This window comes from Mizugakiibacter sp., assembly GCF_039680435.1.
Lineage (GTDB): Bacteria > Pseudomonadota > Gammaproteobacteria > Xanthomonadales > Rhodanobacteraceae > Mizugakiibacter.
In genome coordinates, this window is sequence record NZ_JBDKSX010000077.1 from 43129 (window position 1) to 66017 (window position 22889).

A 22889-nucleotide genomic window follows, 5' to 3' on the forward strand; every position below is an offset into this window, starting at 1 on the left:
TCGCCTGCACGCAGGCTCCTGCAAGCGGCGGGCCGGGGGTAGGAGCCTGCGTGCAGGCGACCGCGACGCGCTCAGGGCATGCCGGCGAACGCCTCGTCCAGCCAATCACGCATCAGCCGGTAGCTGCGCCGCGCCGCGCGCGCGTCGTAGCGGCAGCCGGGCGCGTGGTCGTCGACCTCGGTGAAGCAATGCACCGCGTTGCCGAGCACGACGAATTGCCAATCCGCGCCGCTGCCGCGCATCTCGTCCATGAAACTGTCGGCGTCGGGCATGGTGCCCTTGTCGTCGGCGCCGTTCATGACGAGCACGTGCGCCTTGATGTTCTTCGCCAGCGCCGGATCGTCGGTGCCGAGGCCGCCGTGGAAGCTGACCACCGCGGCGACGTCGGCGCCGCTGCGCGCGAGGTCCAGCACCGCCGAGCCGCCGAAGCAGAAGCCGATCGCGGCGAGGCGCGTCGCGTCGACCGGCGCGCTCGCGGCCTGCGCACGCAGCACCTCCAGCGCCCTGTCGACGCGCTTGCGCATCAGCGCGCGGTCGGCATACAGCGGCTTGACCGCCTGCGCAGCCTCGTCGTTGCTCTTCGGCCGCACCTGCTCGCCGTACATGTCGGCGAGCAGGATCACGTAGTCGCGGCCCGCGATGCCCTTGGCCTTGGCCACCGCGCCGTCGTTGACGCCGCGCCAGTTCGGCACCATCAGCAGGCCGGGGCGTTTCGCGGCGACCGCGTCGTCGTACACCAGTACGCCGCGGAACGCGGTGCCGTCGAGCGTGTAGGCGACCGGCTTGGCGACCATCGCCGCCTGCGCCGCTCCGGCGGCGCCGAGGGCCAGCAGGGCTAACATCGCAATCGTCTTGCGCATGGCGGTGCCTCCTCGGGAAGTCGCAGAAGCTTAGCCCGCACCTTCCGGCGGCGGTAGATGGCGTTGCTAGACTGTCGGCTCACTGCCAGGAGACAACCGATGCGCCCAGCTTTCGCCGCCGCCATGCTCGCCACCGCCGGTTTCGTCCTCAGCGCGGGCGTGACGGCCGCGGTCAAACCGGAAACCGCGATCCACTACCGCCAGGGCGTCTATCACGCCATCGCGTGGAACTTCGCGCCGATGAACGCGATGGTGCGCGGCAAGCAGCCGTGGGACCAGGCCGACTTCGCCCGGCGCGCCGCACGCGTCGCGTTCTACAGCCAGCAACTGCTGGAAGGCTTCCCGCCCGGTTCCGACGCCGGTGCCAAGACCGACGCCAAACCGGCGATCTGGCAGAACACCGCCGACTTCAAGGCGAAGATGCAGGCCTTCCAGGACGCCTCGGCCGATCTCGCCAAGGCGGCCGCCGGCAGCGACGTCGAGGCGAGCAAGCAGGCGTTCGCCAAGACGGCGGAAGCCTGCAAGAGCTGCCACGAGAAGTACCGGGCGGAGGACTGAGGCGGGGCCGGGAGACGGGAGACGGGAGACGGGAGACGGGGGGCGCGCAGCGCCCCGCCCGTCATGCCGGCTTGTGCCGGAATGACGCGGTGGGAGTTTTGCGCGACCACGACGACCACGCATGCTCACCGCTGCGCGCCATCCTTTCCGCCTCCCGCTACCCGGCCCTCCGCTTCATACCCCCGCCGCATGCTCGGCCAGGCGGCGCTTCAGCGGCGTCAGGCGGTCGAGCAGGCGCACGCCCAGCCCGCGCAGCGCGACCAACGGTTCGGCCTGCCAAGCGAACACGCGCGCCAGCACGTCGAACGACAGTGCGTCCAGCGTGTCGGCGCTGCGTCGCCGGCGCGCGTAGCGGCGCAGCACATGGACCGCGCCGATATCGCCGCCGGCATCGCGCGCGGCGAGCAGCGTGTCGCGCAGCTCGGTCACGTCGCGCAGGCCGAGGTTGACGCCCTGTCCGGCCAGCGGATGCACCGCGTGCGCGGCGTCGCCGAGCAGGACGAAGCGTTCGGCGTCGTAGCGCTCGGCCAGCTTGAGGTGCAGCGGAAACGCCGCGCGCGGCGTGGTGGCGACGACGCGCCCCAGGCGGAAATCGCCGGCGAGGCCGACCTCGGCGCAGAACGCCGCATCGTCCAGTGCCAGCACGCGCGCGGCTTCGGCGTCCGGCAGCGACCACACGATCGAGCAACGTCCGTCCGCCAGCGGCAGCAACGCGATCGGGCCGCCGGGCAGGAAACGTTGCCAGGCAGTGTGCTCGTGCGGCCGCTCCGTCGTGACGTGCGCGACCACCGCGCGCTGGCCGTAGTCGCGGCCGCGCGTGGCGATGCCGGCGCGCCCGCGCAGCGGCGACTGCGCGCCGTCGGCGGCGACCAGCAGGCGCGCGGACAGCGCGCTGCCGTCGGCCAGTTCCAGCGCCGCGCGCTCCTCGCGCGCGGCGAAGTCGCGCACCTCGGCGGGGCACAGCCGGCGCACGCCGGCCGCATCCAGCGCCTGCCACAGGCGGTCCTGCACCAGCCGGTTCTCGACGATCCAGCCGAGCGCGTCGCGGCCCTGCTGCGCGGCGTCGAAGTCCAGCGCCGCGCCGTTTTCGGCGTCCCACACGTGCACGTGCCGGTACGGCGACACGCGCGCGGCGGCGATCGCCTCCCACACGCCGAGATCGCGCAGCAGCGTCGCCGACGACGGCGCCAGTGCGACCACGCGCAGGTCCACCTCGTCCTCGCTCCGCCACGGCGCCGGCGCACGCGCCTCGATCAGGCATGTGTCGAAGCCGGCGCGCGCCAGCGCCAGCGCGCAGGCGGCGCCGACCATGCCGCCGCCGACCACGGCGGCGTCGGGGATCGCGCGGCGGCTCATCCGGCGGGCTCCAGCACGGCGCGCGGCGGCGTGCCGCGGAAACCCATGCCGCGCCGCGCCAGCGCGCGCTTCAGCGGCGGCACGCGGTCGCAGGCGATCAGCGCCAGCGAGCGCAGCGGCGCCAGCGCGGGCTCGGCCAGGCAGGCCAGGCCGACCAGACCGTGGCTCATCGCCATGGTGCCTTCGCGGTCCGCTGCGCGGCGCGCGGCGTATTCGCGCAGCAGCGCGGCGGCGCCGGGATCGGCGGCGTCCGCGGCCAGCTCGGCCAGGGTCAGCGCGTCGCGCAGGCCGAGGTTGAATCCCTGCGCGCCGATCGGGTGGATCGTCTGCGCGGCGTTGCCGACCAGCACCGCGCGCGGCGCGGTCAGCGCAGCCGCGGCGACGCGGCGGATGCGGTAGGGGTGGCGCTTGCCGGGCCGCGCGAGGCGCCCCAGCCGCCAGCCGAAGCGCGCCTGCGCCAGCGCGAGGAAGGCGTCGTCGTCCAGCGCGGCGACGCGCTCGCCGTCGGCGGCGGGCACGGTCAGCACCAGCCCGGCGCGGCCGTGTCCCAGCGGCAGCAGCGCCACCGGACCCGCGTCGCCGAAGCGCTCGAAGGCGCAGCCGTCGGGCTCGCGTTCGGGCGTCAGCGTGGCGACGAACAGCGTCTGCGCGTAATCGTGCACTTCGGCGCCGATGCCGAGCCGCGCGCGCACGAACGACTCGGTGCCGTCGGCGCCGACCAGCAGGCGCGCGACGATCTCGCGCTCGCCGTCGGCGCCGCGCACGACCGCGCGCCAGCCGTCGGCGTGCGGTGCGAGTTCGACCAGCGACGCGGGCGCACAGCGCGTCAGCCGCGTGCAGGCCGAGAGGCGCGCCAGCAGCGCGCGGCCGAGTTCGCGCGCCGGCAGGGTCCAGCCCAGCGCGTCCACGCCGAACTCGGCGGCGGCCAGACGCGTCGCGCCGAACTCGCCGGCGCGGCTGACGTGCACGCGGCGGATCGGCGTCGCCTGCGCCTCGGCGTGCGCCCACACGCCGAGCGCGCGCAGACCGTTGCCGCTGGCGCGCGCGAGCGCCAGGTTGCGCTCGTCGTAGCTCGGCTGCGCGTCCGCGCGCGGCGCCGCGGCCTCGACCAGCACGGCGTCGCGGCCGGCGGCGTCCAGCGCGATGGCCAGGCTGGCGCCGACCAGGCCGCCGCCGACGATCAGGATTTCGGTGCGTTCGGGCATGCCGGCATGATACGTGCCGACGCTAAGATGGCGCCATGACGCGGAGCAGACGATGGAGCTGATCCTGGTGCGCCATGGTGGCGCCGACGCGCCCACCGGCGTGTGCGTCGGCCAGTCCGATCCGCCGCTGGCGGTGGCCGGTTTCACCGCCGTGCAGCGGCTCGCCGCGGGCTGGACCGCGCCGCCGCCGCGCTTCCTGTTCAGCTCCGACCTCAAGCGCGCGCAGCAGAGCGCGCAGGTGCTGGCCGCGCGCTTCGCGCTGGAGCCGCTGGCCGACCCGCGCCTGCGCGAGGCCGACTTCGGCGAGTGGGAAGGCCAGCGCTGGGAGGCGGTGATCGCGCGCGACGCGGCGCGCTACCGGCACTGGACCGAGAACTGGGTGATCCAGCCGGCGCCCGGCGGCGAGAGCTTCGCCGACGTGGTGCGCCGCACCGGCGCCTGGCTGTCCGCGCTGCTGGCGACCACGCGCGAAGGCGACTGCGTGCTCGCGGTCGCCCATCAGGGCTCGATCCGCGCGCTGCTGTGCCACGCGCTCGGCCTGCCGCCGTCGCGCGCGCCGGCGCTGCGCGTCGATCCGGCGCACGCGGTGCGCATCGCCTGCCGCAGCGGACAGTTTGAAGTATGCTATTCGAACGTTCCGCGCTTTCAGTGGGAGTAGAGACGCCGTCATGGAATCCGCCGCTCCGGCCCGCACCTTCACGCCCCGCACCCTGGTCCTGACCGGCATGATCGCCTTCGCGGTCGGCGTGCGCCTGCTGATCCACTTCGTGCCCGGCGTGCTGCCGTGGCACTTCACGCCGGTCGAGGCGATCGCGCTGTTCGGCGGCGCCTACTTCACCGACCGGCGCCTGGCGTTGCTGGTGCCGCTGGCGGCCATGCTGGTTGCCGACCTGGTCATCGGCACCTACGCGCTGATGCCGGTGATCTATGCCTGCATCGCCGCCAGCACGCTGCTCGGCTTCGGCCTGCGCGGCCGCGTGACGACGCTGCGCGTGGCCGGCTACGGCGTGCTCGGCTCGGTGCTGTTCTTCGCGGTCACCAACTTCGCCGAGTGGGCGGTCGGCGGCACCGAGTTCTGCCGCGCCGGCCTGCTGCCCTGCTACGTCGCCGCGCTGCCGTTCTTCAAGACCTGGCTGGCCGGCACCCTAGTGTGGAGCGGCGTGCTGTTCGGCGGTTTCGCCCTGCTCAGCCGCAGCGTCCCGGCGCTGGCGCCGCAGCCGGCGCACGCCTGACCGGCGGCCTCGACGCCCGCGCGCGGCGCGGGCTCGGGCATCCCCTGCCGCACGCAACGCGCCGCGTTCCCCCCGCGGCCGCATGCGCGGGCATGTTGCAGCGCGCGCTGCGCGGCCGCCGGCGCGGGGTTTACCATGAAGGCTCCCTCTTCACCGCGGAGTGCACCGTGGGCAACCGCCTCTCCAGGATCTATACCCGCACCGGCGACGACGGCAGCACGGGACTCGGCGACGGTTCGCGCGTAACCAAAGACTCGGCGCGCGTCAGCGCCTACGGCACGGTCGACGAGCTGAACTGCACCATCGGCATGGTGCTGGCGGCGGACGGCGTGTCCGCCGATGTTCGCGAAGTGCTCACCCAGGTGCAGCACGACCTGTTCGACCTCGGCGGCGAGCTGTGCATCCCCGGCATGGCGATGATCGAGGACAAGGACATCGAGCGGCTGGAAAGCACGCTCGACCGCCTCAATGCGGACCTGCCGGCGCTGAAGGAATTCATCCTGCCCGGCGGCGGCATGGCGGCGGCCTGCTGCCAGTTGGCGCGCACCGTGTGCCGGCGCGCCGAGCGCGCGGCGGTGACGCTGGCGCGCGGCGAGACGATCCGCCCGCAGGCGCTGCGCTACCTCAACCGCCTGTCCGACCTGCTGTTCGTGGTGTCCCGCGTGCTGGCCCGCGCCAGCGGCCACGGCGAAGTGCTGTGGCAGCACGAGCGGCGCCGCAAGGGAACATCGCCATGAGCGCAAAAGCCTACTTCGTCACCAGCAGCGCGGCATTCGCGCTGCTCGCGCTGGGACACGCGTGGCGACTGCTGCAGGGCTGGAGCCTGCACCTGGGGCCGCTGTCGATCCCGACGTGGGCCTCGTGGATCGTCCTGCTGGCCGGCGCCACGCTGGGCGGATGGGGACTGATGCTGTACCGCCGCACCGCTGCGTGACGCTGCGCCTCTACACCCACGCCGCCTGCCTCGGCCACCACGCCGGCCCGGGGCATCCGGAGGCGCCGGCGCGCCTGGAAGCGGTGCTGCAGGCCCTGGACCACGACCGCTTCGTTGCGCTCGACCGCGTCGAGGCGCCCGCGGCGACCCGCGAACAGCTGCTGCGCGTGCACGCGGCGGAGCACCTCGCACGGGTGTTCGGCGCGGCGCCGCAGCAGGGCTTCAGCCGCCTCGATCCGGACACCGCGATGTCGCCGGGCTCGCTGGAGGCCGCGCTGCGCGCCGCCGGCGCCTGCTGCGCGGCGGTGGACGCGGTGCTGGCGGGCGAGGCCCGCCGCGCGTTCTGCGCGGTGCGCCCGCCCGGCCACCACGCCACCCGCGACGCGGCGATGGGTTTCTGCCTGTTCAACAACGTCGCCGCGGCCGCGGCGCACGCGCTGGACGCGCACGGGCTGAAGCGCGTCGCGGTGGTCGACTTCGACGTGCACCACGGCAACGGCACCCAGGCGATCTTCTGGGACGAGCCGCGCGTGCTGTACGTCTCCAGCCACCAGATGCCGCTGTACCCCGGCACCGGCGCGATCAACGAGCACGGCGCCGGCAACATCGTCAATGCGCCGCTGCCGCCGGGCAGCGGCTCGGCGCAGTTCCGCGAGGTCTGGGAACACGCCCTGCTGCCGCGCCTGTTCGCATTCCGCCCGCAACTGGTGCTGGTCTCGGCCGGCTTCGACGCGCACCGGCTCGACCCGCTGGCCAACCTCGACGTCGAGACCGAAGACTTCGCCTGGATCACGCGCCGGCTGGTCGACCTGGCCGAGGCGCACGCCGGCGGGCGGCTGGTGTCCAGCCTCGAGGGCGGCTACAGCCTGACCGCCCTGCGCGCGGCCTGCGCCGCCCACGTCGGCGCGCTGCTGGACTGAACCGCGACGGCGGCGATTTGCCGCCGGACCGCGCTTTCAGGCATCTTACGCCCCTTCGCATCCTGGACGATCGGCCCCGTGCAGCGTCGCACACGTCCCTTGCCGCAACGGCGGCTTCTCGCACTCGCCACCACCCTCGCCCTGTACGGCGCCGCCGGCGCGGCGCAGGCCGGCGACGTCTGTCCGCTCGGCGCATTCACCTGTCCGAAGGCGCCGGTCAGCTACGCGCTGTGCAAGCCGAACGCGCTGCTCGACTTCTACGAGCCGGGCCTGCCGCAGGATCCGCAGCTGCGCGAGCAGACGCCGGCGGACATCGACGCCGCGCGGCTGCAGAGCCCGGACAGCAACGTATTCCACCTCAGCGGCGACGTGCGCATGCAGCGCGCCGACCAGTTGCTGCGCAGCGAGCGCCTCGACTACACGCGCGACAGCACGGCCTACAGCGCCAGCGGCGACGTGCGCTACCAGGACCACGGCCTGCTGTTCTCCGCGGCCGCGATGCAGGGCACCACGACGCCCAACCGCGCACGCGCCGACGACGTGCGCTACCAGTTGCTGCAGTCGCACGGCAACGGCGTCGCGCGCAGCGCCGAGCTGGAGGACCAGGAGCACAGCCGCTACCGGGACGTCACCTATTCGACCTGCGACCCGGGCGCGCGCCAGTGGGAGATGCACGCCGGCTCGCTCAGCATCGACCGCGCCACCGGCGTGGGCCGCGCGCGCAACGTCAGCATGTGGTACGGCGGGGTGCCGTTCTTCTACTTCCCGTACCTGCGCTTCCCGGTCGACGACCGCCGCCAGACCGGCTTCCTGTACCCGTCGCTGGTGAACTCGAACAACGCCGGGTTCAGCATCACCCTACCGTTCTACCTCAATCTGGCGCCCAACTACGACGCCACGCTCTATCCGCGCAGCTACTCCGCGCGCGGCTACATGCTCGGCGGCGAGTTCCGCTACCTGACCGAATCCAGCAAGGGCCAGCTCGATTTCGCCTGGCTGCCGGACGACCGCGAAGCGAACCGCGATCGCGGCTCGCTGGTGTTCCGCAACACCACCGCGGTGGCGCCGGGCTGGAGCTTCAACACCAACGTCAACCGCGTGTCCGACGCGCGCTACTTCGAGGATTTCGGCAACAGCCTGGTCGTCGCCGCGACCTCGGTACTCGGTTCCAGCGCCTACCTCAACGGTTCCGGCGACTGGTGGTCGGCGGGCCTCGGCGTCGACGCCTACCAGTTGACCGATCCCACCCTGTCGGTGCGCAGCGAGCCCTACAAGCGCCTGCCGCGCCTGTTCCTCAACGCCGAGAACGGCGTGTTCGGCGAGGACAGCGGGCTGCGCTGGGGCGTGCAGAGCGAAGCGGTGGCGTTCCGCAAGCCGGACGCGCTGGAGGGCGACCGCTTCGACCTGTTCCCCTACCTGACCTGGCCGTTCGAGGGCGCCGCCTGGTTCGTGCGGCCGCAGGTCGGCTACCGCTACACCACGTACGACCTCGACCGCGGCGCCGACAGCAGCCCGCACCGCGGCGTGCCGATCGCCGACGTCGACGCCGGCCTGGTGTTCGAGCGCGACGCCAACCTGTTCGGCGACAGCTACACGCAGACGCTGGAACCGCGCCTCTATTACCTGCGCGTGCCCTACCGCAACCAGGACAACCTGCCGCTCTTCGATTCGCGCCTGCTGACCTTCGACTACTGGCAGTTGTTCAGCACCAACCGCTTCGCCGGCGCCGACCGCCAGGGCGACGCCAACGACCTCACCGTGGCGCTGACCACGCGCCTGCTCGACGACGGCGGCGTCGAGCGGCTGTCGGCGAGCCTCGGCCGCATCTACTACTTCGACCCGCAGCGCGTGCAGCTGCCGGGCCATCCCGACACCGATTTCGCCGGTTCCAACTACGTCGCCCAGTTCACCCTGCAACTGAGCGACCGCTGGCGCATGACGGCCTCGCAGCAGTGGAACCCGAACACCAACATGACCGACGTCTCCACCGTCGGCTTCCAGCGGCGCATCGCCGACGACGGCATCCTGAACTTCGCCTACCGCTACCGGCGCAACCTGCTGGAACAATACGACGTGTCCGCGGTCCTTCCGGTCAACGAGCGCTGGAGCCTGGTCAGCCGCTGGAACTACTCGGTGCGCGACCATCGCACCCTCGAGGCCTTCGCCGGCGTGCAGTACGACAGTTGCTGCGTGGCGGTGCGCCTGCTGCAGCGCCACTACGTGCACAACTTCCAGGGCGAGAGCACCAATGCCACTTATTTCGAGATCGAATTCAAGGGCATCGGCAACGTCGGCCAGCAGACGGGGACCTTCCTGCGCCGTGCTATCCTTGGCTATCAAGGCTACGACTGATCGTGCCGCGTCCCGCGCGGCCTGAGGCCACCCACGCATGAAACGCATCGCCGCCCTCTTCCTGCTGGCGCTGGCCGGCAGCGTCGCGCCCCAGGTGCGCGCGCAGTTGCTGCAGCCCACGCAGGCGCAGCCGCTCGACCGCATCGCCGCCGTGGTCAACGACGACGTGATCCTGCAGAGCCAGCTCGAGCAGGCCGTGCAGAACATCCAGCGCCAGTACGCCAACCGGCCGCAGCAGTTGCCGCCGCAGGACATCCTGCAGCGCCAGGTGCTGGAGCGCCTGATCCTCGAGCGCCTGCAGGTGCAGAAAGCCAACGACCAGGGCGTGCGCGTCGCCGACCAGGAGGTCGACAACGCGATCGCCAACGTCGCGCGGCAGAACAACCTGAGCCTGCCGCAATTGCGCCAGGCGCTGGCCCAGCAGGGCTACGACTACGCGCAGTACCGCAGCCAGTTACGCGACCAGATCATGGTGCAGCGCCTGCGCGAGAAGGTGCTGCAGGGCGCGGCGCAGGCCAGCGATACCGAGATCGACAACCTGCTGTCCAGCCCCGGCTTCAAGAGCGGCGAGGTGCACCTCGCGCACATCGTGGTCGGCGTGCCGCAGGGCGCCAGCGCCGACGACATCGCCAAGGCGCAGGCCAAGGTCGAGCAGCTGCAGGCCGACCTCAAGGGCGGCATGGACTTCTCCGCCGCCGCGATCCGCTATTCCGACGCGCCGGACGCGCTGGAAGGCGGCGACCTCGGCTGGCGCCGCTACGACGAGGTGCCCAGCGCGTTCGTCAACATGGTCGCCGGCATGCAGCCCGGCCAGATCACCGACGCGCTGCGCGGCCCCGGCGGCTTCCAGATCCTCAAGCTGGTCGACAAGCGCGACGCCGCCGCCAAGCAGATGGTCACCGAGTACCACGCGCGCCACATCATGGTGCGCACCTCGGAGCTGGTCAGCCCGCAGCAGGCCGAACAGAAGGCCAGCGACCTGTACCAGCGCATCGTCGACAAGCACGAGGACTTCGCCAAGCTGGCCAAGGAAGATTCCGACGACACCAGCAGCGCCAACCTCGGCGGCGACCTCGGCTGGTTCCAGCAGAACGCGTACGGCACCGCGATCGGCCAGGTGCTGGCCGGGCTGAAGGACGGCGAAGTGTCGAAGCCGTTCCAGATCGAGGACGCCTGGCATGTGGTGCAGCGCCTCGGCACGCGCGAAGTCGACCGCAGCCGCGAGATGCAGCGCGAGCAGGCGCAGCAGGCGATCCAGAACCGCAAGGCCGAGGAGGTCTACGACGACTTCCTGCGCGGCATCCGCGCCGACGCCTTCGTCGACATCCGCCTCGGCCAGGGCGCCGCCGCGGGCGCCAACACGCCGTGACCGCGGTGCCCGCGCTGCCGCGCCTCGCCGTCACGCCCGGCGAGCCGGCGGGCGTCGGGCCGGAACTGGTCGCGCGCCTCGCCGCGACGCCGATCGCCGCGGACCTCGTCGTTATTGCCGATCCCGATCTCATGGCGCGTGCCGCGCGCGCCGCCGGCGTGGCGCTGCGCATCGAGCCGTACGATCCCGAGCGCCGCGTCGCGCTGCGCGCGCCCGGAACGCTGCGCGTGCTCGCCACGCCGCTGCGCGCGCCGGAACAGCCCGGCAAACCGGATCCGCGCAACGCCTTCTACGTGCTGAACACGCTGGCGCGCGCCGCCGACGGCTGCCTCGCCGGCGAATTCGACGCGCTGGTCACCGGCCCGGTGCAGAAGTCCTCGATCGCCGACACCGGCGAGCCGTTCAGCGGCCACACCGAATTCTTCGCCGAACGCGCCGGCGCGGACGTGGTGATGATGCTGGCCAGCGACACGCTGCGCGTGGCGCTCGCCACCACCCACCTGCCGCTGGCCGAGGTGCCGGCGGCGATCACCCGCGAGCGCATCGAACGCACGCTGCGCATCGTCGCGCGCGAGCTCACCGCCAAGTTCGGCATCGCGCGGCCGCGCATCGCCGTGCTCGGCCTCAACCCGCACGCCGGCGAGGGCGGCCATCTCGGCCGCGAGGAGATCGACACGATCGTGCCGGCCATGGACACGCTGCGCGCCGAGGGCCTCGACCTGCTCGGCCCGCTGCCCGCCGACACCGCGTTCGTGCCGGCGATGCGCGCGCGCTATGACGCGGTGCTGGCGATGTACCACGACCAGGCGCTGCCGGTGCTGAAGAGCGAGGCGTTCGACCGCACCGTCAACCTCACCCTCGGCCTGCCGTTCGTGCGCACTTCGGTCGACCACGGCACCGCGCTGGAACTCGCCGGCACGGGCCGCGCCGATCCGGCCAGCCTGGTGGCTGCCGCCGGCATGGCGCTGGACCTTGCCGGAAGAAAAGCGGGACGGGGAACGCGAGACGAATAAGGCTGCACCGCCATTCGCCCCGCGCACCCGCCCGGTTCCCCATGCCTCCCCATCCGTTGCTCGCCCCATGAGCGCCCGCCCCAAGAAAAGCTTCGGCCAGCACTTCCTGCACGAGCGCGGCTACATCGAGCGCATCGTCGCGGCGATTGCGCCGAAACCGGGCGACCGCGTGGTCGAGATCGGCCCCGGCGAAGGCGCGCTGACCCTGCCGCTGCTGGACGCGGCCGGCACGCTGACCGCGATCGAGCTGGATACCGACCTGATCCCGCAACTCGAGGCGCGCGCGCGCGATCGCGGCGCGCTGACGATCGTCCACGCCGACGTGCTCACGGTCGACTTCACCGCGCTGGCCGCGGGCGGCAAGCTGCGCCTCGCCGGCAACCTGCCCTACTACATCTCCAGCCCGATCCTGTTCCACTGCCTCGCGCACGCGGATGCGATCGCCGACATGCACTTCATGCTGCAGAAGGAAGTGGTCGAGCGCATGGCCGCCGCGCCGGGCAGCAAGACCTACGGCCGGCTCAGCGTGATGCTGCAGCTCGCCTGCCGGGTCGAGCCGCTGTTCCGCGTGCCGCCGGGCGCGTTCCGCCCGCCGCCGAAGGTGGACTCGGCGGTGGTGCGCCTGGTGCCGCTGCCGCCGGCCGAACGCCCCGACGCCGATCCGCAGCGCCTCGCCGCGATCGTCAAGGCCGCCTTCGGCCAGCGCCGCAAGACGCTGGGCAACGCGCTGAAGGGCGTGCTCGACGAGGCGGCGATCCGCGCCGCCGGCGTCGATCCGCGCGCACGCGCCGAGACGCTCGCACCCGCCGACTTCGTGCGGCTGGCGCAAACGCCCGCGCCGTGACGCGGGCTTGCCCGCCGCGACGGCGCTGGCCGACAATCGACGCATGAGCGCCCCGCAACCGCCTTACGCAATCGACGTCGCGGTCGAAACCCGCTTCGTGGCCGAGCAGTCGCAGCCGGCCGCGAACCGCTTCGTGTTCGCCTACACCATCACCATCCGCAACAGCGGCAGCGTGCCTGCACGGCTGCTGTCGCGGCACTGGGTGATCACCGACGCCAACGGCAAGACCGAGGAGGTGCGCGGCGACGGCGTGGTCGGCGAGCAGCCGTGGCTGCGCCCCGGCGACGATTTCCGCTACACCTCGGGCGCGGTGCTGGAAACGGCGATCGGCACCATGCGCGGCAGCTACCAGATGCTGGCCGACGACGGCTCGCGCTTCGAGGCGCCGATCCCGCAGTTCACGCTCTCGATCCCGCGGACCCTGCACTGATGGCCGTCTGGGCGATCGGCGACGTGCAAGGCTGCTACCCCGAGTTGCAGCGCCTGCTGGACAAGCTGCGCTTCGATCCGGCGCAGGATGCGCTGTGGTTCTGCGGCGACCTGGTCAACCGCGGCGGCGAGTCGCTGGAAGTGCTGCGGCTCGCGCACTCGCTGCGCGAACGCTGCACGATCACGCTGGGCAATCACGACCTCAGCCTGCTCGCGGTCGCGGAACGCAAGCGCGAGGCGCAGGCCAAGACCAACCCCGACCTGCGCCGCGTCCTGTTCGCCGACGACCGCGACGTGCTGCTCGATTGGCTGCGCGTGCAGAAGCTGCTGCACCACGACGCCGCGCTCGGCTGGACCATGGTCCACGCCGGCCTGGCACCGTCATGGACGCTGGAGCAGGCGCAAAGCGTCGCGCGCGAGGTCGAGCAGGCGCTGTCCGGCCCGCAGTACCGCCGGCTGCTGAAGCAGATGTTCGGCGACCGGCCGGCCGCCTGGAATCCGCGGCTGCAGGGCCTCGACCGCCTGCGCGCCTCGATCAACGTGCTGACGCGCATGCGCTACTGCGACGTGCGCGGCCGCATCGCCTTCGAGGAGAAAGGCGCGCCCGGCACGCAGAAACCGGGACTCTACCCCTGGTACGAAGTGCCCGGCATGGCGCGCCGCGATACGCGCATCATCTGCGGCCACTGGTCGGCGCTCGGCCGCTTCGCCGGCCTCGGCATCCACGCGATCGACACCGGCTGCGTGTGGGGCGGCACGCTCACCGCGCTGCGCCTCGACACGCCCGACCCGCTCTACGTCGCCGTCGCCGCCGAGCCGCAGCGCCGGCGCACGCCCGGCAGCGAGGAGTAGGCCGGCTCGGCCGTCGCTTTCCGGCCCAGGCGGGCGCGCCCTGCAACCGTCGCAGTGCGGTGCAACGCGAGCGTCCGTCGCCATGAAGCAGCCGCGACGCGCCCTTTTTGGCCACCCTGGCCAGCTCCCATTCCGATCGCGTCGCTCCGCGCCGACGGTCGCCGCACGGCGCCATTGATCTCGCGCAAGATGTGCCGCCCGCGCGGCGTCCAGATAGAAACCGCGACACCGCCGATGTCCCCCGCGACCGCGGCGGGCTGATCGAGGAGTACGCCATGATGAAGCCCGGCGCCTTGGGATTCCTGCTGATGCTGTTGGTGCTGCTGCCCGGCCTCGCGCAGGCGCAGCGCGTGTATGCCTCGGTCAGCGTGCATCTGCGCGCAGGTCCCGCGCCTGACTATCCGGTCGTCGCCATCGTGCCCGCCGGTGTCGCCATCTCGGTGCAAGGCTGCCTCGGCGACTACACCTGGTGCGACGTCGTCATCGGGCCCGACCGCGGCTGGATGTATGCCGCCTACATCATGTATCCGTACTACGGCCGCGACGTGCCCGTGATCTACTACGGTCCGCGGATCGGCATCAGCGTGGTCGGCTTCGTCCTGCCGGACTACTGGCGCGCGCACTACCGCACCCGCTACTTCTACCGCGACCGCGACCGCTGGGAATACCGCTACCGCACCCGCCGCGTGGGCCCGCCGTCGCACGGACCGCGCGAGCAGCATCCGCCGCGGCCCCGGCAACACGGCCCGGGATACCAGCGCACGCGGCCGGCCGGACAAGGCGGGCAACAGCCGCCCAGGAAGCCGAAGAAGGGCGGACCGGGCGGGCCACCACTGCGGCAGGACGAAGGATTGCACCCGGATTCGCGTGGCGCGGCTCAGCGGGGGCAGGTCACCGCGTCAACAAGTCGCCAGCGGTTCCACTTCCGAAGTGCCTGCTTGACGGCGGAGCTTGCAGGTGCAACCCGCAGTCGGGATCACGCTGCGGAGCAGCAGAGCCAGACACCGGCAAGGCGGCGGTAATAGCTGCGCAAAGGAAAAGGCGGCCGCGGGGCCGCCTTCCTCTATCTACCGGGTGAATCGACCGATCTCAAGCCAGCCGGCCGTGGCACTGCTTGTATTTCTTGCCGGAGCCGCAGGGGCAGGGATCGTTGCGGCCGACCTTGGGGCCTTCGCGCATCACCGGCGTATGCGCGGCGGCGGCGACGGCGGATTCGCCCGCCGACGCCTGCGCGGCGGCGGCCGGTTCGGCGGCGAAGCCGCTGGCCTCGGCGTGCTGGAACTCCAGCGGCGCGCGCTCGCTCTGGCGGCGCTGCTGCTCCTCCAGCGCCTGCACCTCTTCCTCGCTGCGCACGCGGATGCGCGCCAGGATCTGCGTGGTCTCGCGCTTGATGCGGTCGAGCATGGCGGAGAACATCTCGAACGCTTCGGTCTTGAACACCTGCTTGGGCTGCTGCTGCGCGTAGCCGCGCAGGTAGATGCCCTGACGCAGGTAGTCCATGCTGGCGAGGTGCTCCTTCCATGCGTTGTCGAGCACGGAAAGCATCACGTGCCGCTCGAGCGCGCGCATCACCTCGCTGCCGACCGCAGCTTCCTTGTCGCGGAACAGCCGCTCGGCGGCTTCCAGCACGTGCGCGTGAACCGCTTCCGCGTCGACGTCGGCCTGCTGCTCGACCCAACGCTGCAGGTCGAGCTGGAGGCCGTAGTCGGCGTCGAGCGCCTTCTCCAGGCCCGGCAGGTCCCACTGCTCGTCGATGCTCTGCGCCGGCACGTACCGCTGCACCATCTCCTCGAACACGTCGCGGCGGATGTCGGCCACGGTGTCGGCGACGTTCTCGCTGTCGAGCAGCTCGTTGCGCTGCTCGTAGATCACCTTGCGCTGGTCGTTGGCGGTGTCGTCGAACTCGAGCAGGTGCTTGCGGATGTCGAAGTTGTGCTGCTCGACCTTGCGCTGCGCCTTCTCGATCTGCCGGCTGACCATGCGGTCCTCCAGCGCGTCGTCCTCCTTCATGCCGAACGCACGCATCCAGCGGCCGACCCAGTCGCCGGCGAAGATGCGCATCAGGTTGTCTTCGAGGCTCAGGTAGAAGCGCGAGGAACCCGGGTCGCCCTGGCGGCCGGAGCGGCCGCGCAACTGGTTGTCGATGCGCCGCGACTCGTGCCGCTCGGTGCCGACGATGTGCAGGCCGCCGGCGGCCAGCACCTGCTCGTGGCGCCGCTGCCAGTCGGCGCGCACGCTCGCGCGCTCGGACTCGCCGACCTCCGCGGGCAACTCGGCGAGCTCGACCTCCAGGCTGCCGCCGAGCACGATGTCGGTGCCGCGGCCGGCCATGTTGGTGGCGATCGTGACCGCGTTCGGCTGCCCGGCCTGGGCGACGATGTTCGCCTCGCGCTCGTGCTGCTTGGCGTTCAGCACCTGGTGCGGGACGCCGGCCTGCTGCAGGTGCTGCGAAAGCAGCTCGGAGGTCTCGATCGACGTGGTGCCGACCAGCACCGGCTGGCCGCGCCCGTGGCAGTCGCGGATGTCCTCCAGCACCGCCTTGAACTTGGCCTTCTGGGTCAGGAACACCAGGTCGGCGTGGTCCTTGCGCACCATCGGCCGGTGAGTCGGGATCACCACCACCTCGAGGCCGTAGATCTGCTGGAACTCGTAGGCTTCCGTGTCCGCCGTGCCGGTCATGCCGGACAGCTTCTTGTACATGCGGAACAGGTTCTGGAAGGTGATCGTCGCCAGCGTCTGGTTCTCGCGCTGGATCGGCACGCCTTCCTTCGCCTCCACCGCCTGGTGCAGGCCGTCCGACCAGCGCCGGCCCGGCAGGGTGCGGCCGGTGAACTCATCGACGATGATCACCTCGCCGTCGCGCACGATGTAGTCGACGTCGCGGTGGTACAACGCGTGCGCGCGCAGGCCGGCGTTGAGGTGGTGCACGACCGCCAGGTTCCCGGCGTCGTACAGGCTGGAGTCGGCCTCGATCACGCCGTCGGCGTGCAGCAGCTGCTCGGCGTGCTCCATGCCGTCTTCCGACAGGTGCACCTGCTTCTGCTTCTCGTCGACCCAGTAGTCGCCGGCGCCGTCCTCCTTCTCCTGCCGGGTCAGGCGCGGCACCACCTTGTTGACCTTGACGTAGAGCTGCGGCGAATCCTCGGCGGGGCCGGAGATGATCAGCGGCGTGCGCGCCTCGTCGATCAGGATCGAGTCGACCTCGTCGACGATCGCGTAGTGCAGCCCGCGCTGGTAGCGCTGGTCCTGCGACAGCGCCATGTTGTCGCGCAGGTAGTCGAAGCCGAATTCGTTGTTGGTGCCGTAGGTGATGTCGGCGGCGTACGCGGCGCGCTTGTCGGCGTGGTCCATGCCCGGCCACACGACGCCGACGCTCATGCCGAGGAAGCCGTAGACCTTGCCCATCCACGCCGAGTCGCGCCGCGCCAGGTAGTCGTTCACCGTGACCACGTGCACGCCCTTGCCTTCCAGCGCGTTCAGGTACACCGGCAGCGTCGCCACCAGGGTCTTGCCCTCGCCGGTGCGCATCTCGGCGATCTTGCCCGAATGCAGCACCATGCCGCCGATCAGCTGCACGTCGTAGTGGCGCAGGCCGAGCACGCGGCGCGAGGCCTCGCGCACGACGGCGAACGCCTCCGGCAGCAGCGCGTTCAGCGCCTCGCCGTTGGCCAGGCGCTGCCTGAAGGCAGCGGTCTTGGCGCGCAGTGCGTCGTCGTCGAGCTTTTGCAGCTCGGGTTCCAGCGCGTTGATGCGGGCCACGCTCTTGCGCAACTGGTGCACCACGCGCTCATTGCGGCTGCCAAACAGGCTCGTCAGGACACGGTTCAACATCGGCGATGCGCAGGCCAAGGAAATGGAAGGACGGACGCCCGCTGCGGCGGACGCGAAACGGCGATGATACTACGAGGCGGTCGCCACGCCCGCAAAGGCATGGCGACGCGGCGGCGGGGTTTCAACCCCGCGTGTTGGACCGGGCTCGCGCGGCGGGGTTCCCGCTCAGCGGTGGCCGCGCACGTAGGCCAGCGGATTGACCGGCCGGCCCTGGTACCACACCTCGAAGTGCACGTGCGGTCCGGTCGAGCGGCCGGTCGAGCCGACGTCGGCGATCACCTGCCCGGCGTGCACGCGCTGGCCCGGATGCACCAGCAGCCTGCTGGCGTGGGCGTAGCGCGTCATGTAGCCATTGCCGTGGTCGACCTCGACCACGTTGCCGTAGCCGGAGCGCGTGCTGGCGTAGGTAACCACGCCCTCGGCGACGGCGTGGATGCCGGTACCCCAGGCGGCGTCGATGTCGAGGCCCGCATGGAAGCCCTTCTCGCCCGAGAACGGATCGGCGCGGCTGCCGAAATAGGAGGCGATGTAGCCCGGCACCGGCATGCCGGTGGGGCGCAGCGCGGAATCGACCTTGCGGTCCAGCAGCAGGTTCTCGAGCACGTCGAGCTGGGCCTGCTGGCGGTCGAACTGCGCACGCAGGTCGTCGATCGAACGCCCGAGGCCCTGCGGCAGCGCGTAGCTGTCGCCGCCGGCGAGCTCCGGGCCGCCAACCGCGGGCGGCTGGTCGAAATCGAACTCGCCGTCGCCGAGCTTGCCGGCCTGGGTGAGGCGCTCGCCCAGCGCGTCCAGGCGCATCGCCTGCGCCTCGAGCCGGCCGAGCTGGACCGCCATCGCGTTCATGTCGCGCTCGGCACCACGCCGCACTTCGCCGAGCTGGACGCGCTGCTGCGCGACCTGCGCCTTCAGCGTCGCGATCTCGGCCAGCGCGCGATCGCGCGGGTTGGCCAGCCACAGCGCCAGGCCCGCACCGAGGCCCGCGCAGGCGAGCACCGCGGAGGCGAGGCCGACGGCGATGCGTCGGCGCACGCGCGTGCAGGTCAGATCGACGGTCTTGGGAGCCTTGGTGGACCTGGAGACGAGTAAGATATTCATGCGCACACGTTCGAGAAGGTTTCCGCCGTGCAGCCGTCGTCCCCATCACGCCGCAAACGCTCCGGGCCGGTGCCCGTGGGCGAATGCGTTTCCGTCGCGGCGCTGGCCGAACGCGCGCGCGAGCTGGATCGGATGGACCAGCGACTGCGCCAGACGCTGCCCGTCCCGCTCCGCGATCAGGTCAGGTTCGCGGATGTACGCAACGGTCGCGTCGTCTTTCTGGCGTCCTCTCCCGCCTGGGCTTCGAGGCTGCGCCTGGCACAGGCACAAATCCTCTCCACCGCGCGCACGCTGGGCGTGCGGGCCGAATCGGTCACCGTGAAAGTGGCAACCCTGCCGTCCGTTCCCCCGGAGCCGGCTGGGCGGAAGCCCCTTTCGCCTGCCGCCGCCCGCCACCTGCAGGCTGCGGCAAAGTCCCTCACAGACCCGGAATTGCGGGCCTTGTTCCTGGAACTGGCGTCCTTCGCCGAATTGTCTTCCCCGCACGGACGCTAGGTCCGCCCCTCTGGCGACGGGCTTGCCCCGTCGCGGTACCGCTTGTTGTTGTGGTGCGACTATCTCGAATCCCGCCCACCCGGTCCCGGATGGGCGTCACAAATGTCAACGGATGTTACACCGCCTGCGCCGGATGGGTATAGGAGATCGGAGCGGTCTCCGGATCCCTGAAGATCACCTCTTCCCACGCCTCGGCGTCGGCCATCAGCGTGCGCAGCAGCCGGTTGTTGAGCTCGTGGCCCGACTTGTGTCCGAAGAACGCGCCGATCAGGCTGTGGCCCAGCAGGTACAGGTCGCCGATCGCGTCGAGGATCTTGTGCTTGACGAACTCGTCCTCGTAGCGCAGGCCGTCCTCGTTCAGCACGCGATAGTCGTCCAGCACGATCGCGTTGTCCATCGAGCCGCCCAGCGCCAGGTTGCGTTCGCGCAGCATCTCGATGTCGCGCATGAACCCGAAGGTGCGCGCGCGGCTGACTTCCTTGACGAACGAGGTGGTCGAGAAGTCGATCTCGGCCATCGACGAGCGCTTGGTGAAGATCGGATGATTGAAGTCGATCGAGAAGCCCACCTTGAAGCCGTCGAACGGCTCGAAGCGGGCCCACTTGTCGCCATCCTGCACCTTGATCGGTTTCTTGATGCGGATGAAGCGCTTGGGCGCCTCCTGCTCCTCGATGCCGGCGGACTGCAGCAGGAACACGAAGGGTCCCGCGCTGCCGTCCATGATCGGCACTTCGGGCGCCGACAGGTCGACGTAGGCGTTGTCGATGCCCAGCCCGGCCATCGCCGAGAGCAGGTGCTCGACCGTGCCGACGCGCACGCCGTCCTTCACCAGCGTGCTGGAAAGGCGCGTATCGCCGACATTCTCGCAGCGGGAGGGGATCTCCACCGGGGGGGTCAGGTCGGTGCGGCGAAACACGATGCCCGTGTCCGCCGCTGCGGGCCGCAAGGTCATGTAGACCTTGTCGCCCGTGTGCAGACCGACGCCCGTCGCCCGGATGACGTTCTTGAGCGTACGCTGCTTGATCATTTCTAGTTGTAATCCCGTGGGGCAGCAGCAAAAGTGCGCCGGATGCTAGCACACCACCCGGCCCTGAAAATAAACCGGCCAGTCCAAATTCAGACGGCGGTCACGATTTCTTAACTTTTACTCTCCTCCGCCCCCGAAGGAAAGTGCCGCGGCCATCCACCCGGGAATGGCCGCGGCCAAGGCTGCCCCGCCTTCGCGAGAAGGCGGCCTGACCGGGGCGGCGGACGGGGAGCCGCCCCGGTGGGGATTACTCCCCCGGTCGCCCGGACCGGGGGATGCGCGCCGCGTCACCGCGGGCGCCGCCCCGCCGTCGCCGGCGGGGCCGGAGCGTCGGCCTCAATCCGCCTGGCGGCGCAGGAACGCCGGGATGTCCAGGTAGTCGATGGTCGGCTCGGGCTTGGCCTCCACCTGCGCCTCGGCCTGGGCGCGCGGCGCCGGCGCGCGGGCCGGGGCGGCGTAGTCCACCACCTCGGTGCCGGTACCGGTGCGCAGCATCACCGGGCGCGGGCGCGGCGCCGGTGCCTCCTCGCGCCGCATCGCCGGCGCGCCGCGGGTGACGACGGCGCGGTTGAGGCCGGTGGCGACCACGGTCACGCGGACGTCGTCCTGCAGGTCCGGGTCGAGCGCGGTACCGATCACCACGGTGGCGTCCTCGCTGGCGAAGTCGTGCACCACGCGGCCGATCTCGTCGAACTCGCGCATGGTCAGGTTCGGGCCGGCGGTGACGTTGACCAGGATGCCGCAGGCGCCGGACAGGTTGACGTCCTCCAGCAGCGGGTTGTTGATCGCCGACTCGGCCGCGGCCTGGGCGCGGTCGTCGCCGCGGGCGGTGCCGGTGCCCATCATCGCCATGCCCATCTCGGACATCACCGTGCGCACGTCGGCGAAGTCGACGTTGATCAGGCCCGGACGGGTGATCAGGTCGGCGATGCCCTGCACGGCGCCGAGCAGCACGTCGTTGGCGGCCTTGAAGGCGCTGAGCAGCGTGACCTCGCGGCCGAGCACGGTCAGCAGCTTCTCGTTCGGCACCGTGATCAGCGAGTCGACGTGCTGCTGCAGGTCCTCGATGCCCTTCAGCGCGACCTGCATGCGCCGGCGCCCTTCGAACGGGAACGGCTTGGTGACGATCGCCACGGTCAGGATGCCCATCTCCTTGGCCAGCTGCGCCACCACCGGCGCCGCGCCGGTGCCGGTGCCGCCGCCCATGCCGGCGGTGATGAACACCATGTCGGCGCCTTCCATCATCTCGACCACGCGCTCGCGGTCCTCGAGCGCGGCCTGGCGGCCGACCTCGGGGTTGGCGCCGGCGCCGAGGCCCTTGGTCACGTTGGCCCCCAATTGCAGGGTCACCTTGGCGCCGGAGTTCTTCAGCGCCTGCGCGTCGGTGTTGGCGCAGATGAACTCGACGCCGTCGATCTGCGAATTGACCATGTGGGCCACGGCGTTGCCGCCGCCGCCGCCCACGCCGATCACCTTGATCACCGCATTGGGTGCGAGTTTCTCGACCAGCTCGAACATTTCCCGTCCTCCGTCTTTGCGATCTCGTTGTTTTGTCGTCTTCCCGCGCCGCGCTCCTGCGCGGTTCGGGTACAAGGGCGGCGACCCGCACCGCCCGGCGGCGCCTCCTGCGCCGCTAGAAGTTCTTGCTCAACCAGCCGCGCATGCGGCCGATCACGTCGCCGACGCTGCCCGCCACCGGACCCGGCGCGTGGCGCATGCCGCCCATGCGCGCGCCGTGCAGCAGCAGGCCGACGCCGGTGGCGTGGATCTGGTTGGAAACCACGTCGGCGAGCCCGGTGACGTGCTGCGGCATGCCGACGCGCACCATCTTGTGGAAGATCTCCTCGGCCAGCTCCAGCGCGCCCTCCATCTTGGCGGCGCCGCCGCTGAGCACGATGCCGGCCGCGACCAGGCTCTCGTAGCCGGAGCGGCGCAGCTCGTCCTGCACCATCTCGAAGATCTCCTCGTAGCGCGCCTGCACCGACTGCGCGAGCGCCTGGCGCGCCAGCCGCCGCGGCGGGCGGTCGCCGACGCTGGGCACCTGGATGGTTTCCTCGGCGTGGGCGAGCTGGGCCAGCGCGCAGGCGTACTTGATCTTGATCTCCTCCGCGTGCGCGTTCGGCGTGTGCACGCCGTAGGCGATGTCGTTTGTGACCTGGTCGCCGCCGACCGGCAGCGACTTGGTGTAGCGGATCGCGCCCTGCGTGTAGATGGCGATGTCGGTGGTGCCGGCGCCGAGGTCGACCACGCACACGCCGAGCTCGCGCTCGTCGTCGGTCAGCACCGCCTTGGCGCTGGCCACCGCGGCCGGCACCAGCTCGTCGACTGCCAGCCCGCAGCGATTGATGCACTTGCTGATGTTCTGCACCGCGCTGGCCGCGCCGGTGACCAGGTGCACGCTGGACTCGAGGCGCACGCCGCTCATGCCGACCGGGTGGCGGATGCCGTCCTGGCCGTCGATGCGGTACTCCTGCGGCTCCTTGTAGAGCACCTTGCGGTCGGCCGGGATCGCCACCG

Annotated in this window: 22 protein-coding genes; 14 read left to right on the top strand and 8 right to left on the bottom strand. The window is 71.3% G+C overall.

Translation table 11 applies throughout. The features are described 5' to 3' along the window. Window positions 1-71 precede the first annotated feature (71 nt). Entirely contained in the window at window positions 72-860 is a 789-nt protein-coding gene (locus ABFC67_RS08070; RefSeq protein WP_346737485.1) for a dienelactone hydrolase family protein, read from the bottom strand. 99 nt (window positions 861-959) lie between these two features. Between ABFC67_RS08070 and ABFC67_RS08075 the strand changes: the two genes are divergently transcribed. Continuing rightward, complete coding sequence (locus ABFC67_RS08075; protein ID WP_346737486.1) at window positions 960-1418, top strand: cytochrome c; 459 nt, start codon at window positions 960-962, stop codon at window positions 1416-1418. A gap of 174 nt (window positions 1419-1592) precedes the next feature. Here ABFC67_RS08075 and ABFC67_RS08080 read toward each other — a convergent pair whose 3' ends face one another. Together ABFC67_RS08080 and ubiH are read right to left on the bottom strand one after the other, a co-directional pair. Next, on the bottom strand, window positions 1593-2774 hold the full coding sequence (locus tag ABFC67_RS08080; protein WP_346737487.1) for a UbiH/UbiF/VisC/COQ6 family ubiquinone biosynthesis hydroxylase: 1182 nt from the start codon (window positions 2772-2774) through the stop codon (window positions 1593-1595). Further along, the gene (ubiH, locus tag ABFC67_RS08085; protein ID WP_346737488.1) at window positions 2771-3979 is read right to left on the bottom strand and encodes a 2-octaprenyl-6-methoxyphenyl hydroxylase; all 1209 of its coding nucleotides are present in this window, start codon (window positions 3977-3979) and stop codon (window positions 2771-2773) included. Before ubiH ends, ABFC67_RS08080 begins: the two co-directional genes overlap by 4 nt. Window positions 3980-4031: 52 nt before the next feature. On the opposite strand from ubiH, the gene cobC reads away from it, so the two are divergent. From cobC to ABFC67_RS08145, 12 genes are all read left to right on the top strand, one after another. After that, window positions 4032-4637, top strand: a complete 606-nt coding sequence (cobC, locus tag ABFC67_RS08090; RefSeq protein WP_346737489.1) for an alpha-ribazole phosphatase family protein — start codon at window positions 4032-4034, stop codon at window positions 4635-4637. Window positions 4638-4647: 10 nt separating this feature from the next. Then, complete coding sequence (locus tag ABFC67_RS08095; RefSeq protein WP_346737490.1) at window positions 4648-5211, top strand: DUF6580 family putative transport protein; 564 nt, start codon at window positions 4648-4650, stop codon at window positions 5209-5211. Window positions 5212-5378: 167 nt separating this feature from the next. Then, window positions 5379-5948: a cob(I)yrinic acid a,c-diamide adenosyltransferase gene (locus tag ABFC67_RS08100; RefSeq protein ID WP_346737491.1), complete on the top strand. Its 570-nt coding sequence runs from the start codon at window positions 5379-5381 to the stop codon at window positions 5946-5948. Beyond that, window positions 5945-6145 (top strand): hypothetical protein, encoded by a 201-nt coding sequence (locus ABFC67_RS08105; protein ID WP_346737492.1) that lies wholly within the window; start codon window positions 5945-5947, stop codon window positions 6143-6145. Before ABFC67_RS08100 ends, ABFC67_RS08105 begins: the two co-directional genes overlap by 4 nt. Window positions 6146-6147: 2 nt before the next feature. Further along, window positions 6148-7065, top strand: a complete 918-nt coding sequence (locus tag ABFC67_RS08110) for a histone deacetylase family protein (RefSeq protein ID WP_346737507.1) — start codon at window positions 6148-6150, stop codon at window positions 7063-7065. Window positions 7066-7143: 78 nt separating this feature from the next. Then, the gene (lptD, locus tag ABFC67_RS08115) at window positions 7144-9417 is read left to right on the top strand and encodes an LPS assembly protein LptD (protein ID WP_346737493.1); all 2274 of its coding nucleotides are present in this window, start codon (window positions 7144-7146) and stop codon (window positions 9415-9417) included. Between the two features lie 37 nt (window positions 9418-9454). Continuing rightward, window positions 9455-10786: a peptidylprolyl isomerase gene (locus tag ABFC67_RS08120; protein WP_346737494.1), complete on the top strand. Its 1332-nt coding sequence runs from the start codon at window positions 9455-9457 to the stop codon at window positions 10784-10786. A gap of 5 nt (window positions 10787-10791) precedes the next feature. After that, window positions 10792-11799 (top strand): 4-hydroxythreonine-4-phosphate dehydrogenase PdxA, encoded by a 1008-nt coding sequence (gene pdxA, locus ABFC67_RS08125; protein ID WP_346737508.1) that lies wholly within the window; start codon window positions 10792-10794, stop codon window positions 11797-11799. 67 nt (window positions 11800-11866) lie between these two features. Then, window positions 11867-12643, top strand: coding sequence for a 16S rRNA (adenine(1518)-N(6)/adenine(1519)-N(6))-dimethyltransferase RsmA (gene rsmA, locus ABFC67_RS08130; RefSeq protein WP_346737495.1), 777 nt, complete (start codon window positions 11867-11869; stop codon window positions 12641-12643). 43 nt (window positions 12644-12686) lie between these two features. Further along, a complete protein-coding gene (apaG, locus tag ABFC67_RS08135) occupies window positions 12687-13073 on the top strand; it encodes a Co2+/Mg2+ efflux protein ApaG (protein ID WP_346737496.1) in 387 nt (128 codons plus the stop codon). Then, entirely contained in the window at window positions 13073-13924 is an 852-nt protein-coding gene (locus ABFC67_RS08140; RefSeq protein ID WP_346737497.1) for a symmetrical bis(5'-nucleosyl)-tetraphosphatase, read from the top strand. Before apaG ends, ABFC67_RS08140 begins: the two co-directional genes overlap by 1 nt. Before the next feature lie 107 nt (window positions 13925-14031). Continuing rightward, the gene (locus tag ABFC67_RS08145) at window positions 14032-14946 is read left to right on the top strand and encodes an SH3 domain-containing protein (RefSeq protein ID WP_346737498.1); all 915 of its coding nucleotides are present in this window, start codon (window positions 14032-14034) and stop codon (window positions 14944-14946) included. Window positions 14947-15013: 67 nt separating this feature from the next. Here ABFC67_RS08145 and secA read toward each other — a convergent pair whose 3' ends face one another. Continuing rightward, on the bottom strand, window positions 15014-17755 hold the full coding sequence (secA, locus tag ABFC67_RS08150) for a preprotein translocase subunit SecA (protein WP_346737499.1): 2742 nt from the start codon (window positions 17753-17755) through the stop codon (window positions 15014-15016). Between the two features lie 165 nt (window positions 17756-17920). Next, entirely contained in the window at window positions 17921-18850 is a 930-nt protein-coding gene (locus ABFC67_RS08155; RefSeq protein WP_346737500.1) for a M23 family metallopeptidase, read from the bottom strand. Window positions 18851-18877: 27 nt separating this feature from the next. Between ABFC67_RS08155 and ABFC67_RS08160 the strand changes: the two genes are divergently transcribed. Further along, entirely contained in the window at window positions 18878-19345 is a 468-nt protein-coding gene (locus ABFC67_RS08160; RefSeq protein ID WP_346737501.1) for a DciA family protein, read from the top strand. Window positions 19346-19460: 115 nt separating this feature from the next. Here ABFC67_RS08160 and lpxC read toward each other — a convergent pair whose 3' ends face one another. From lpxC to ftsA, 3 genes are all read right to left on the bottom strand, one after another. Then, entirely contained in the window at window positions 19461-20372 is a 912-nt protein-coding gene (gene lpxC / locus ABFC67_RS08165) for a UDP-3-O-acyl-N-acetylglucosamine deacetylase (protein WP_346737502.1), read from the bottom strand. A gap of 336 nt (window positions 20373-20708) precedes the next feature. Continuing rightward, window positions 20709-21890 (bottom strand): cell division protein FtsZ, encoded by a 1182-nt coding sequence (ftsZ, locus tag ABFC67_RS08170; protein WP_346737503.1) that lies wholly within the window; start codon window positions 21888-21890, stop codon window positions 20709-20711. A gap of 115 nt (window positions 21891-22005) precedes the next feature. Continuing rightward, the coding region (gene ftsA / locus ABFC67_RS08175; RefSeq protein ID WP_346737504.1) for a cell division protein FtsA at window positions 22006-22889 on the bottom strand (884 nt) is incomplete at its 5' end.

What these genes read in the sequence shown, in the direction of transcription:
- ABFC67_RS08120 (WP_346737494.1), top strand. Translation starts at nt 9,455, where the DNA reads ATGAAACGCATCGCCGCCCTCTTCCTGCTGGCGCTGGCCGGCAGCGTC.
- cobC (WP_346737489.1), top strand. Translation starts at nt 4,032, where the DNA reads ATGGAGCTGATCCTGGTGCGCCATGGTGGCGCCGACGCGCCCACCGGC.
- ABFC67_RS08155 (WP_346737500.1), bottom strand. Translation starts at nt 18,850, where the DNA reads ATGAATATCTTACTCGTCTCCAGGTCCACCAAGGCTCCCAAGACCGTC.
- secA (WP_346737499.1), bottom strand. Translation starts at nt 17,755, where the DNA reads ATGTTGAACCGTGTCCTGACGAGCCTGTTTGGCAGCCGCAATGAGCGC.
- ABFC67_RS08140 (WP_346737497.1), top strand. Translation starts at nt 13,073, where the DNA reads ATGGCCGTCTGGGCGATCGGCGACGTGCAAGGCTGCTACCCCGAGTTG.
- ABFC67_RS08095 (WP_346737490.1), top strand. Translation starts at nt 4,648, where the DNA reads ATGGAATCCGCCGCTCCGGCCCGCACCTTCACGCCCCGCACCCTGGTC.
- ftsZ (WP_346737503.1), bottom strand. Translation starts at nt 21,890, where the DNA reads ATGTTCGAGCTGGTCGAGAAACTCGCACCCAATGCGGTGATCAAGGTG.
- rsmA (WP_346737495.1), top strand. Translation starts at nt 11,867, where the DNA reads ATGAGCGCCCGCCCCAAGAAAAGCTTCGGCCAGCACTTCCTGCACGAG.
- ABFC67_RS08080 (WP_346737487.1), bottom strand. Translation starts at nt 2,774, where the DNA reads ATGAGCCGCCGCGCGATCCCCGACGCCGCCGTGGTCGGCGGCGGCATG.
- ABFC67_RS08105 (WP_346737492.1), top strand. Translation starts at nt 5,945, where the DNA reads ATGAGCGCAAAAGCCTACTTCGTCACCAGCAGCGCGGCATTCGCGCTG.
- lpxC (WP_346737502.1), bottom strand. Translation starts at nt 20,372, where the DNA reads ATGATCAAGCAGCGTACGCTCAAGAACGTCATCCGGGCGACGGGCGTC.
- ubiH (WP_346737488.1), bottom strand. Translation starts at nt 3,979, where the DNA reads ATGCCCGAACGCACCGAAATCCTGATCGTCGGCGGCGGCCTGGTCGGC.
- ABFC67_RS08070 (WP_346737485.1), bottom strand. Translation starts at nt 860, where the DNA reads ATGCGCAAGACGATTGCGATGTTAGCCCTGCTGGCCCTCGGCGCCGCC.
- ABFC67_RS08075 (WP_346737486.1), top strand. Translation starts at nt 960, where the DNA reads ATGCGCCCAGCTTTCGCCGCCGCCATGCTCGCCACCGCCGGTTTCGTC.
- apaG (WP_346737496.1), top strand. Translation starts at nt 12,687, where the DNA reads ATGAGCGCCCCGCAACCGCCTTACGCAATCGACGTCGCGGTCGAAACC.